At 70.5% G+C, this 11,965-nt stretch carries 11 protein-coding genes; 2 read left to right on the top strand and 9 right to left on the bottom strand.

The annotated features are described in order from the left end of the window. Positions 1-119 precede the first annotated feature (119 nt). From ACIBH4_RS24740 to ACIBH4_RS24730, 3 genes are all read right to left on the bottom strand, one after another. Positions 120-1,346: a class I SAM-dependent methyltransferase gene (locus tag ACIBH4_RS24740; RefSeq protein WP_362767961.1), complete on the bottom strand. Its 1,227-nt coding sequence runs from the start codon at positions 1,344-1,346 to the stop codon at positions 120-122. 148 nt (positions 1,347-1,494) lie between these two features. Next, on the bottom strand, positions 1,495-2,481 hold the full coding sequence (locus tag ACIBH4_RS24735; RefSeq protein ID WP_362516268.1) for a Gfo/Idh/MocA family oxidoreductase: 987 nt from the start codon (positions 2,479-2,481) through the stop codon (positions 1,495-1,497). Continuing rightward, the gene (locus ACIBH4_RS24730; protein WP_362516270.1) at positions 2,478-3,860 is read right to left on the bottom strand and encodes an NDP-hexose 2,3-dehydratase family protein; all 1,383 of its coding nucleotides are present in this window, start codon (positions 3,858-3,860) and stop codon (positions 2,478-2,480) included. Before ACIBH4_RS24730 ends, ACIBH4_RS24735 begins: the two co-directional genes overlap by 4 nt. Positions 3,861-4,145: 285 nt before the next feature. Here ACIBH4_RS24730 and ACIBH4_RS24725 point away from each other — a divergent pair, with 285 nt between their 5' ends. Both ACIBH4_RS24725 and ACIBH4_RS24720 read left to right on the top strand, forming a co-directional pair. Then, on the top strand, positions 4,146-4,598 hold the full coding sequence (locus tag ACIBH4_RS24725; RefSeq protein ID WP_362516272.1) for an FdtA/QdtA family cupin domain-containing protein: 453 nt from the start codon (positions 4,146-4,148) through the stop codon (positions 4,596-4,598). Next, positions 4,595-5,695, top strand: a complete 1,101-nt coding sequence (locus tag ACIBH4_RS24720; protein ID WP_362516274.1) for a DegT/DnrJ/EryC1/StrS family aminotransferase — start codon at positions 4,595-4,597, stop codon at positions 5,693-5,695. Before ACIBH4_RS24725 ends, ACIBH4_RS24720 begins: the two co-directional genes overlap by 4 nt. Before the next feature lie 150 nt (positions 5,696-5,845). Here the strand turns inward: ACIBH4_RS24720 and ACIBH4_RS24715 are convergent, their stop codons facing one another. From ACIBH4_RS24715 to ACIBH4_RS24690, 6 genes are all read right to left on the bottom strand, one after another. Beyond that, positions 5,846-6,823, bottom strand: a complete 978-nt coding sequence (locus ACIBH4_RS24715; RefSeq protein WP_362767958.1) for an NAD-dependent epimerase/dehydratase family protein — start codon at positions 6,821-6,823, stop codon at positions 5,846-5,848. A 5-nt stretch (positions 6,824-6,828) separates the two neighbouring features. Then, positions 6,829-8,181: a nucleotide sugar dehydrogenase gene (locus ACIBH4_RS24710; protein WP_362516278.1), complete on the bottom strand. Its 1,353-nt coding sequence runs from the start codon at positions 8,179-8,181 to the stop codon at positions 6,829-6,831. A gap of 22 nt (positions 8,182-8,203) precedes the next feature. Next, complete coding sequence (locus tag ACIBH4_RS24705) at positions 8,204-9,358, bottom strand: ABC transporter permease (RefSeq protein WP_362516280.1); 1,155 nt, start codon at positions 9,356-9,358, stop codon at positions 8,204-8,206. Then, positions 9,355-10,521 carry an ABC transporter permease gene (locus tag ACIBH4_RS24700; protein ID WP_362516283.1) on the bottom strand — a complete coding sequence of 389 codons (1,167 nt, stop codon included), beginning with the start codon at positions 10,519-10,521 and terminating at the stop codon, positions 9,355-9,357. Before ACIBH4_RS24700 ends, ACIBH4_RS24705 begins: the two co-directional genes overlap by 4 nt. A 26-nt stretch (positions 10,522-10,547) precedes the next feature. Then, on the bottom strand, positions 10,548-11,489 hold the full coding sequence (locus ACIBH4_RS24695) for an ABC transporter ATP-binding protein (RefSeq protein WP_362516285.1): 942 nt from the start codon (positions 11,487-11,489) through the stop codon (positions 10,548-10,550). Positions 11,490-11,720: 231 nt separating this feature from the next. Further along, entirely contained in the window at positions 11,721-11,816 is a 96-nt protein-coding gene (locus ACIBH4_RS24690) for a class III lanthipeptide (protein WP_350946092.1), read from the bottom strand. Positions 11,817-11,965 lie beyond the last annotated feature (149 nt).

The raw sequence follows: 11,965 nt of genomic DNA, 5'->3' as shown, positions 1-11,965 counted from the left end.
CGCCCAGCGACTCCGCCAGGAAACCCTCACCACCCCCGGCCCCAACCAACTCGTCCCCGAACTGGAAAGACTCACCGCCCAACACCGCGACACGGCGGGCTGAGGCCGGGCGCGGGCGATCAGACGACGTGGACCTCGGGCACGTACAGGATCCATTTGCCGCCCGCCTCGCGGAAGGCGCGCTCCTTGGCCATGATCTCCTCGGCGTGGTTCCAGGCGAACAGCAGCGCGTAGTCGGGGTACGACTCGGCGAACGCCGAGGGCTCACGAACCGGGATGTGCGATCCGGGGGTGAGTTTGCCCTGCTTGGCGACTGTGGTGTCGCAGACGAACGGGACCAGCTCCGGGCCGATGCCGCAGTAGTTGGTCACCGTCGCGCTCTTGGCGGTCGCCCCGTAGCCCACGACCCGCTTGCCGTCGTCGCGCAGGTCGCGCAGCAGGGCGACGAGGTCGTCGCGGATCCGCTCGACGTTGCGTGCGAAGCCCTTCAGCGTGGGCATGGCCGCGAGGTTGCGCTTGTTCTCGTCAGCCAGCAGCTCGGCCACCGCGGCCGTCGGCGTCCTCGCGCCCGCGTGGGCCAGCGTGTAGCGGACCTCGCCGCCGTGCACCGGGAGCCTCTCGACGTCGACGAGCTCCAGGTCGAAGCGGGCGGCCATCGCCTGGACCGCGCGGACGGTGAAGAAGTAGAAGTGCTCGTCGTAGATCTGGTCGAAGGACGTGCGCTCGACGATCTCGGAGAAGTAGGGGTCCTCGAACACGAAGACGCCGGTCGGGGCGAGCAGCGCGGTCACCCCGCGCAGGATCGACTCGATGTAGGGGATGTGGCACAGGGTGTTGGCGGCGTAGATGACGTCCGCCCTGCCGTCGGTGGCGAGGATGTCCCTCGCGGTCGTCTCCTCGAAGAAGTCCTTGCGGACGCGGATGCCCTTGGCGTGCGCCATCTCCGCCACCCCTCCGGACGGCTCCACCCCCAGGTGCCTCACCCCGGCGTCGGCGATCGCCTTCAGCATCACCCCGTCGTTGCAGCCGAGCTCGACCACGAACGGGTCCTCGCCGGTCAGCTCGGTGGCGAGCAGCCGCCTGGCCAGCTTCTCGAAGTGCGCGCGCATGACGGCCGAACCCGAGGACACGTACGGGTAGTCCTCGTGGAACATGCGGTCGCGGGGGATCTCCTCCATCAGCTGAACCATCGTGCACGACTCGCATATCCCGACGGCGAGCCGCACGAAGAATTCGTCCGCGAAATCGTCGGGACGGACGAACGCGTCGGAGAGCGGCTGGCGCCCGAAGTCGAAGAATTCAGCGAGGGATCCGGCGCAGACACGGCACCGCGACGTGGCAGACATACTTTGCTCCTCGATTCTGGATGGCACAGGGTGAATCAGCTGTAAATCGCATCGCGGCCCGCCGCCTGCGTACGAAACAAAGAGGCGCGGGAGCGTTTTATCAGGGCACGGGGACGCGGCCGGCGGCCACTTTCCTCGCTTTTGGCGGTCATATCGTTATCCGCCGGGCCCGCTCGCGGATCGCGTCGACGAGCTCGGCCTGGGCGAGGGCCGGCTTGGTGTGCTCGGCCTGGCCGCCGCCCTCCCTCACGGATCGCGCGAAGGACTCCAGGATGTTGACGAACTGGCGGTCGGCGGCGAGCGTCCGCTCCTGCAGGAGGTCCTGCCGCTCGATCCGCACGATGGGGCGCATCGAGTCCGGAGGGGTGTAGGCGCGGTCCAGGAGGATCGACCCCTCCGAGCCCCACAGCGCGTACGAGCTGCGGTAGGAGTGCTCGAACCCGAACCGGATCTGCGCGGTGACGCCCGCGGGCGAGCACAGCAGCGCGCTTCCCTCGACGTCCACCCCGCTGGCGGCGTCGTAGCGCAGGAACGCGCCGCAGACCTCGAGGTCGTCGCCGAGGAAGAGCCGCGCGGCGCGGATCGGGTAGACGCCGACCTCGAACAGGGCGCCGCCTCCGAGCTCGGGCCGGTAGCGGAAGTCGCCGGGGTCGCGCGGGGGGATGCCGAAGTCACCGGCGAAGGAGCGCAGCCGCCCGATCGTCCCGCCGTCGAGCAGCCGGCGCACCTCCTCGTGCTGGGAGTGGTGCGGGAAGACGAGGTTCTCCACGAGGAGCAGGTCGCGCTCCTCGGCGAGGGTGAGCAGCCTCTCGGCCTCGGCGCGGCTGGTGGCCAGTGGTTTCTCGGCCAGCACGTGCTTGCCCGCCCGCAGCGCGCGGTCGACCCACTCGGCGCGCAGCCCGGTGGGCAGCGGGATGTAGACCGCCTCCACGTCGGGGCGCTCCAGGAGGTTTCCGTACCCGGTCACCGCGTCGCAGCCGAAGCGCCGGGCGAAGGTCTCGGCCTTGGCCGCGTCGCGGCTGGCGACCGCGACCGGCAGCACGGCCGGGGCCTCCGTCATCGCCGGGAGCGTGCGCCGCCAGGCGATGTCCGCGCAGGAGAGCACGCCCATGCGTACGGGTGAGGTCGTCGTCAACGCTCTCCTCCCCAGAGTCCCTGCAGGCAGGCGACGAGCGTTCGGGCCTGGACGTTGAGGTAGTAGCTGTGCCGCAGCAGCCCGGACAGCTGGCCGACGGTGACCCAGGTGTAGTCCTCGGGCACCTCGACGGGGAAGTCGTCGTCGGCCTCGATCACCAGGTATCTGATCACCGCGCCCATGAAACGTCCGCCCTCCTCCGACAGCAGCGACTCGAAGCGGATCCGGGAGCGGTCGGCGTTCAGCACGTAGTCCATGAAGTACGGGCGCCGGTCGGCGGGCACCCCCTCGTAGCTCTCCGGCGCGCACTGCAGGGTGGCGGCCAGCTCGACCATGTCCGGCAGGCCGCCCTCCATCCTGGCGTGGACCAGCACGTGCAGCACGCCGTGGATCCGCTTGACGACGAAGGCGACCACGCCCTGACCCACCGGCACGAACAGGGGCTGGCTCCACGAGCCGACCTCCCTGCCGGCCCCGCTCACCGCGACCGCGGCGACCGTGAAGTACTTTCCCTCCTCGTGGGCGATCTCGTCGCGGGAACGCTTCCAGCGGGTGACCTGCTCCAGGTTCACGCACCAGCGGTCGACGAGCTTGGTGCTTCTCGCCGCGGTGAACCAGCTCAGCAGGCTGGAGGTGGTGTGCAGGGCGGCCCCGCCGCTCACCACCGAGCGGCGCAGCGCTCCCAGAAAGTCCTCGCAATCCTCGCGGTCGCCGTCGGCGAGGGTCGCGCCGTCGAAGGGGACGCAGGCGAGCACGGTCCTGGAGTCCATGTTGACGAGGTTGTCGACGCGCAGCAGTTCCTGCAGCTGGCCGATGGTGAGCCAGCGAAAGCCGTCGCGGACCTCGATGTCCTCGGTCACCTCGACGACCATGTTGCGGTTGCGTTTGCACCAGAACCAGGACCCGTGCTCGGACTGGAGCACGTCGACGAGCACGCTGCCGGGCCGGGGCCGGATGAAGTACTCCAGGTAGGGCACGCCCGCGCCGCGGTGCACGCCGACGTAGTTGCTGTGCGTGGCCTGCACCGTGGGCGACAGCTGCACGGAGTTGACGTTCCCCGGCTCCATCTTCGCCTGCATGAGGAAGTGGACGACGCCGTCGATCTCCTTGGCGAGGATGCCGAGGATGCCGATCTCGGACTGGTTGATGATCGGCTGCGACCAGCCCTCCGCCGGGTCCGAGCGGGTGCTGACCCGCAGCCCCTCCACCGAGAAGAACCGTCCGCTGCGGTGGACCAGGTTGCCGCTGCCCGGCGTGAAGCTCCAGCCGTCGAGGTCGGCGAAGGGGATCCTGGTGACCTCGGCGCGCTCCGTGCGGTGACGTTCGGCGAACCACTCCCTGAACTCGGCGAGCGGCAGGACGGCGCTGTCCCTGGCCATGGACGATTTCGTGAGGCGGGCTCTGAATTCGTTATTCTCCCGGCGCAGAGAATGTGATACCTGGGGGAGGCTGGTCATATTCCGACCCTCCGGTCTTTGGATCGCACGGCCTTCGCCGGAGAGTAATTATATAAATCTCGTTAGTCCATTGCATTCGTTCTTCCCGAGGGCTCCCAAGGCGCCGAGAATCACTTGACCGCCGGGTTCTCGAAAAATAGCGTTTGTCCCGCTGGCGAGACGGGACGGGGCGGAACGACCCCTCGTCCGAGGGAGGGTGGAGGCTCGATGAGTTCTTCTGTGAACGGCGACGAGGACCTCGCGGTCGGCAGGGTCGAGCCATGCCGCCTCGTCGAGCTTCCGGAGATCGTCGACCCTCGGGGCAGCCTGTGCGTGGTCGAGTCCGGCAAGGAGATCGACTTCGACGTCAAGCGGGCCTACTACATGTTCGACATGCCGCCGGGCACCCGGCGCGGCGGGCACGGCCACCGCCGCCTGCGGCAGCTGATCATAGCCGTGCACGGCCGCTTCGAGGTGAAGGTGGACGACGGCTTCAACCGGCGCACGTTCGTGCTCGACCACCCCCGGCTGGGGCTCTACATGACCCCGATGGTCTGGCGGGACATGGTCGACTTCGCACCGGGGACGGTCGGTCTGTGGCTGGTCTCCGAGCCCTACGACGAGGGCGACTACTACCGCGACTACGACGAGTTCCTGCGAGACGCGCGGAGCGGGGCGTGAAGGTCCCCTTCCTCGACCTGCGGGCCCCGTACGAGGAGTTGCGGGACGACCTCGACACGGCACTCCAGCGGGTGCTGAGCTCGGGCTGGTATCTCATGGGTCCCGAGCTGGAGGCGTTCGAGGCGGAGTTCGCGGCCTACTGCGGCAACGCGCACTGCGTGGCGGTGGGCAGCGGCTGCGACGCGCTGGAGCTGTCCCTGCGCGCGATGGGCGTGGGCCAGGGCGACGAGGTGATCGTCGCGTCCCACACGTTCATCGCGAGCTGGGTGGCGATCTCCAGGGTCGGCGCGCGGCCGGTGCCGGTGGAGCCGGACGAGCGCACCTGCACCCTGGACCCCGCGCGGATCGAGGAGGCGATCACCCCCCGCACCAAGGTGATCATGCCGGTGCACCTGTACGGCCACCCCGCCGACCTGGGCGCCGTCGAGCGGATCGCGGCCAGGCACGGCCTGCGCGTCCTGGAGGACGCGGCACAGGCCCACGGCGCCCGCGAGCACGGCCGCCGGGTGGGGTCGGGCTCCACCGCCGCGTTCAGCTTCTATCCCGGCAAGAACCTCGGCGCCCTCGGCGACGGCGGCGCCGTCGTGACGGGGGACGCGGAGCTGGCGGCGCGGGTGCGGCTGCTGCGCAACGTCGGGGCCCGCGAGAAGTACCGGCACGAGGTCGTGGCCGCCAACTCCCGGCTGGACGAGATGCAGGCCGCCGCGCTGCGGGTCAAGCTGGCGTGGCTGGACGAGTGGAACGATCGCCGCCGTGCCGTGGCCGCGCGCTACCTGGACGAGCTCAAAGGCGTGGGCGACCTGCTGCTGCCCGTGCCGGCCCCGTGGGCCGAGCCGGTCTGGCACCTGTTCGTGGTGCGCACCGCCCGCCGGCGGGAGCTCCAGGAGCGGCTCGCCGCCGCCGGGATCGGCACGCTCGTGCACTACCCGATCGCGGTGCACCTCTCCCCCGCCTACGCCCGCGAGGGGTACCCGCCAGGATCGCTGCCGCTGGCCGAGCGGCTCGCCGACGAGGTACTGAGCCTGCCGATCGGCCCTCACCTCGACGACCGGGCGGTGGACGCGGTCGTCGCCGCGACCCGCGCGGCCTGCCTCTGAGCGGAGGCGTCCGGCAGCGGTTGTGCCCCGAGCCCGCGGCGCGGGCGCCCCTCCCCGCCCGCCATGAGCCTGTGCCCCGAGGTCGTAGCCGATCGTCAACCCGTCATCGGCATCCTCGCCAGGGAGCCTGCGCCGTCCCGCGGCCGCCGGTCAGGTGGAACCGCTGTCGGGCTGCTCCAGCCACCGGGGGTTGGCCCGCGCCCAGTCGATCGTCCTGGCCAGGCCGTCCCGCAGGGTGGTGGTGCTGCGCCACCCGAGCACGGCGAGTGCCTTGGAGGTGTCGGGAACGCGCCGCGACAGGTCCTGGTAGGCGTCGCCGAAGCCGTCGCGCGGGTCGACGGGGACCGCCTCGTCCCCGCCCGTCAGCTCCACCACGAGCTCGATCACCGCGCGGATGGTCGTCTCGACGGAACTGCCGATGTTGAAGCACTCCCCCAGCGCCGCGGCGGCGGTGCCCGCCTCGATCGTGGCCTCGATCGCGTCGTCGACGAAGGTGAAGCAGCGCGTCTGCCCGCCCTCGTCGTACAGGATCGGCGGCAGGCCGCGCAGGGCGCGGTGGACGCTGCGGCTGACCACGAAGCCGGGCCGCTGGCCGGGCCCGTAGACGTTGAAGTAGCGCACGATGGTGGCGTCGAGTCCGCGCTGGCGCATGTAGGCGAACGTCAGGTGCTCGGCCAGCGCCTTGCTGGAGGAGTAACTCCACCTGTCGGTGGCGGTGCTGCCGAGGACGCGGTCGTCGTCCTCGGCCCACGGGACGGCCGGGTTCTTGCCGAACACCTCGCTGGTGCTGGCCAGGACGACCCGGGCACCGGCCTTCTCGGCGAGTTCCAGGACGTTCTTCGTCCCCGACAGGTTGATGTCGATGACGTCGAGCGGCCGGTCGATGTAGCGGTCGACGCCGACCACGGCGGCGAGGTGGTAGACGGTGTCCACGTCGCCGGTGATCGCACCTGCGAGCGCCCCCACGTCCCTGATGTCGCCGTCGACATGGCGGGGGGAGTCGCCGTCGCGGCCGGGCGGGGGCGGCCCCGCGTCGAAGACCGTCACCTCGTCCCCGCGCCGGGCGAGGGCGCCGGCGAGATGACCGCCGAGGAAACCGAGACCGCCTGTGACCACCACGTTCGCCACGGCCCCTACCTCCCGATCCCGCGGTAGGCGAACCCGGCCCCGCGCAGCAGCTCTATGGTCTCGCGCGGATAGTAGGCGCGGCCGTCGACCACCGCGCACGCGGGGGCGACCCGCTCGCGGAGCGCGGCGAGGTCGATGTCCTCGAACTCCCGGTGCCAGGCGAGCACCGCCAGGCAGTCGGCCCCGCGCACGGCCTCCTCCAGCGAGGAGGCCCTCGGCAGCCCGAAGAGCTTCTCCGCCTCGTCTCCGTCGACCAGCGGGTCGTACAGGCTCACCTCCGCGCCCGCTTTGCGCAGTTCTTCCACGACCGGTCTGACCGGTGTCTCGCGCAGGTCGCCGGTGTTGTTCTTGAAGGCGAGCCCGAGGACCGCCACCTTCGCGCCCACGGGCGACCTGCCGAGCTTGGCCAGCTCCTGCACGATGAGGTCGCTGGTGTAGTGCGGCATGGAGTCGTTGACCTCGCGGGCGGCCGGGATGGTCAGCAGGTCGATGCCGCGCTGCCTGGCGGCTCGCCAGACCATCCAGGGGTCCTTGGTCAGGCAGGAGCCGCCCACTCCCACGCTCGGCAGCAGGATGTTGACGTTGCCGTTGCCCTTGGGGATCGAGTTCGCCGCGGAGATGATGTCGAGGACGTCGACCTCCAGCGCCGCGCAGAGCCGGGCGAGCTCGTTGGCCAGGGCGATGTTGTGGTCGATCCACCAGTTGTCGGCGAGCTTGACCATCTCGGCCGCCTCCAGGGAGGCCACCGGGATCACCTCCACCCCGACGGCCCCGCGCCAGAACGTCACCGCCGCCTGTGTGCTGTCGGCGCACCACCCGCCGACGATGATGGGGAAGCTGAGCAGCTCGCGCAACGCGGTCCCCTCGGAGAGGCGCTCCGGGCAGAAGGCGAGGCCGAAGTCCTCACCGCAGACCAGGCCGCCGCGCTCCAGCAGCGGCAGGGCGAGCGAGCGGGTCACCCCCGGCGGGACGGTGCTCTTGAAGACCAGGAGCTGGCCCGGCCTGATGTGCCGGCCCAGTTCCTCGCAGGCGCCGCGCAGCTGGCTCTCCTTCATCACCCCGCGCTCACCGGTGGGCGTGCCGACCGCGACGATGACGACGTCCGCCTCGGAGACGCTCTCGTAGCTCGTGGTGACGCGCAGCCGGCCGGTGCCCGCGTGGCGGGCCACGAGCTCGGGCAGCCCGGTCTCGCTGAACCGGCAGTGCCCGGCGTTGAGCTCCTCGACGAGCACGGGGTCGGTGTCCACCCCGATCACGTTCACGCCGCGGTCGGCCAGGACGGCGGCGACGCACGAGCCGACGTATCCCAGGCCGAGGACCGCGGCAGTGATGTTCTCCCGATCGGGCAGGAAACGCATGTCATCTCCAATGGTCTCGGCTTTACCGGGTGAGGACACGGCGCAGACGCCAGACGCCGAGGGCGAACAGGACCGCCGCGTAGCAGCTCAGGACACCGAACTGGGGCAGGATGTCGACGATGGTGCCGCCGTTCCTGACCAGTTCGGCGAAGGCCTCGTAGGCCCAGGCGTGTGGGGTCAGGTGGGCGACGACCTGCATCACGCCGCCGAACGACTCCAGGGGCAGCATGGAGCCGCCGAGCGCGGCGAGCCCCAGTCCGAGGATCATGGCGACGGAGATCACCGCTCCCGGCGTCTTGAACGCCGACCCCAGGAGCATGGCGGCCCCGCTCCCGACCAGGGAGAAGACGACGACGAGCGCCGCCGCCGCCAGCGGGTCGCCCCAGTCGACCCCGAAGATCAGCGCGGAGCCGAGCATGATCAGCAGCGCCTGTGTCAGCGCTATGACCATCCGTCCGAGTGCCTCTCCGGCGACGATGGCGCGGGCCGAGATCGGGGTCGCGTACATCCGGCGCGCCACTCCGAGCAGCCGGGTCTCGACGAGCCCGATCGCGGCGGTCAGCGAGGTGAGGAAGGTGAAGAGGAGCAGCAGCGGCGGAGCCGAGGCGGCGAAGGGGTTGAACCCCTCGGGGAACAGGCTCCGGCCCGTGGTGGTGACGCGCACCTGGACCTCGGCGACGCTCGCCTGCCCCGCCTTGCTCAGGCTCTCGTCGAAGCTTCCCGCCCCCTCCTGCTGCCCGAAGCGGGCGGCCCGCAGCAGGGCGGCCTGCTGGGGGACGACGGAGCGGACCCAGGTGCCGATCTCGGCCGCTCCCGGATCCTGCTGCCGGGTCAGGTAGCGCACCTCGACCTGGCCGCCTTCGCGGATCCGGGCGTCGTAGTCGGCCGGGACGACCACGCCGGCCCGCAGCTCGCCGCGCTCCACCGCGGTGCGCAGCTCGGACTCGTCCCCGGCCTTTTCGACCGTGACGCGCTCGCCGGAGCCCAGTGCCCCGACCAGTTGCTCGGTCAACGGCCCGGGGCCGCTCACCACGCCCAGTCTCAGCTGCTGGTCGACGCCGAACATCTGCCCGAGCACGAAGACCATCAGGAACGGCGCGACGATCACGAAGAAGATGTTGGTGCGGTCGCTGAAGACCCGGCGGAGGTTGACCATCCCTATGGCGAGGGCCTTCACGCGTGCACCATCCTTCCGACACGGAACAGGGTGAGGGCGCCACCCAGTACGGCGAAGCCGAGCAGCGCCGCGACCGGGACCGCCACGGCCTGCACCGACCCTCCGCCGGCCAGGTCGGCCAGCCCCTGCATGAACCACTTGTGCGGCGTGAGATAGCCGAGCGCGGTGAGCCCGCCGAGTTGCGCGCCGGGGAAGAACACCCCGCCGAGGATGCCCAGCACCATCGCCACCACCGACTGCCAGTTCGACGCCTGCTCTGCGGTACGGGCGAACGTGGCGAGCGCGGCCATCAGCCCGGTGGCGGCGAGCACGCCGGAGACCACCAGCGCGGCCACGCCGAGCGGATCGCCCCAGCGGGCGCCGATGACGAGGGTGGTGACCACGACGAGGATCGTCATGCTCACGATGCCCACCAGGACGCCGCTGAGCAGCTTGCCCAGCACGATCGCCGGCCGGGAGATCGGGGCGGCCAGCATCCTGGTCAGCGTCCCCGCCCTGCGCTCGTCGAAGACGCTGGTGATGCTGAAGACGACGGCGAAGAAGAGGAAGAACATCGCCATGCCGGCGGCGTAGTAGGTGGTGACGTCCAGCTGCCGCCGCACGGCGGAGGCGTCCTCGCGCACCGACACCGGCACGGGGAGCGCACCGGCCCGCTCCGCGAGCTGGGCGGCCCGCTCCGCGTCCGGCGCCGTCCCCGAGGGGGAGACCACGGCCACGGCCAGCTGGACCGAGCGCAGCCCGGTCGCGTAGGCCTGCCCGACCTCGCGGGCGACCTGGACCGCGACGGGCGCGGCGACACTTCCGATGATCTCCAGGGTGGTGGCACGTCCCGCCCGCACGTCGGCGGAGAAGCCGGCGGGGATGACGAAGGTGGCCTCCACCTCGCCGCGCTGCGTCAGCGCCCGTCCCTCCTCGGCCGTCGCCACCGGCCGCAGGGTCACGATGCCCGACTCGCGCATGGGCTCAAGGACCTGCTGGACGAACCCGCCGCCCGCGGCGCGGTCGGCGTCGGCCACCGCGTAGCGGGCCGTGAAGTCGCCGCCCGCTCCGCCCAGGACCGCGTTGAGGATGAACGCCATGCCCAGCGGCAGCACGATCGCGAAAACGATCAGGGTGCTGTCCTTCGCCCGCTGGCGCAGGTCCTTCAGCAGGATGATGATCATTCCACGCACCGTAGGCCCCGTCCCACTCAGTCCCGAAGCGCCTTACCTGTGAGGTGCAGGAAGACCGCCTCCAGGTCGGGTTCGCGCACCTCCGCGGACCGGATCGCCGCGTCCTGGCCGGCCACGACCTCGAAAATCCCGGGCAGGATCGCCCTCGCCCCCTCGACGAGCAGCTCGATGTGCGGGCCCTCGCCGCTCACCTTGCGGACCTGCGGCAGCCCGGTGAGCGCGCGCCTCACGCGGTCCAGGTCGCCGTCCACCTGCAGGACCACCTGGTCGTTCTCCCCCACCATGTCCACCAGCTCGCGGCGGGTGCCCTCGGCCTTCATCTGGCCCTCGTCGACGATGCCGACCCGGTCGCAGAGCCGCTCGGCCTCCTCCATGTAGTGGGTGGTGTAGAGCACGGCCACCCCCTCCCCCGTCAGGCGCCGCACGCTCTCCAGGATGGAGTTGCGGCTCTGCGGGTCGACTCCGGCGGTCGGCTCGTCCAGGATCAGCAGGCGTGGCCGGTTCAACAGCCCGATCCCGATGTTGAGGCGGCGGGCCATGCCTCCCGAGTAGGCGGAGACCGCCTCGTCGGCGCGGTCGGCCAGCCCGATCGTCTCAAGCACCTCGCCCACCTTGCTCCTGCCCTGGCGTCCTCGCAGGCCGTACAACTGCCCGAAGAACCAGAGGTTCTGACGTGCCGTGAGATCCTGGTAAAGCGCGAGCTCCTGGGGCACGTAACCGATCAGCGCTTTCGTCTTCGTGTTCCGCGCGTCGTGCGGCTGCCCGTCGATGAGAACCGTGCCCTCGTCGCGCTCGACAACTCCGACAATCATCGAAATCGTCGTCGTCTTTCCCGCCCCATTCGGACCGAGCAGGCCGTAGACCTCGCCCTCCGCAATGGAAAAACCGACTCCGTCGACCGCGACCATCTGGCCATAACGTTTACGCAGTCCTTCGCACGCCAGAATGATGTCGCTCATGGGGCCCAATTGAACACGGCCCCTTCTCGGGGCACAAGGCAAGGGAAAGTCAGAAAGGATCGCGGCGCGTTTCGCCGTCTCATCGGCGGTCGCGCGGCCCGTCACGGAGTGTGGTGCCCCGCCTTGAGGAGGGCACCCGGCGTCCGGCCACGAGATCCGCGTCCACCGGGTGTGCCGGTGACCGCGAACGCGGGGGGAGGCACAGGTCCGCCCCCCGCGAACACGGGGGAATCAGCAGGTGCTGTTGCTGATGGTGCTACTGGGGAGATCGGCGTACTCGGGTGCGACGTCGATCTCCTGCAGCTCAAGAATGTTGGACAGGTCCATTAAGACACCTCCTTCGAGGGCTCGAAAGTCAGACCGGCCGTGTGGCGGCCCCGGGCCGGCCGGGTCTTCCTCGTTGGCACACCGCCGCCCTCGCCGACTTCGGAGGGTGAACCGCGCGCATTCCACGGATTTCACGGAGCCTGCACCGT

Origin of the sequence: Streptosporangium sp. NPDC050284 (assembly GCF_044459525.1) — a bacterium.
Classification (GTDB): Bacteria; Actinomycetota; Actinomycetes; order Streptosporangiales; family Streptosporangiaceae; genus Streptosporangium.
Note: the sequence above shows the minus strand (reverse complement) of the source record. Positions and strands in the feature narration are given on the sequence as shown.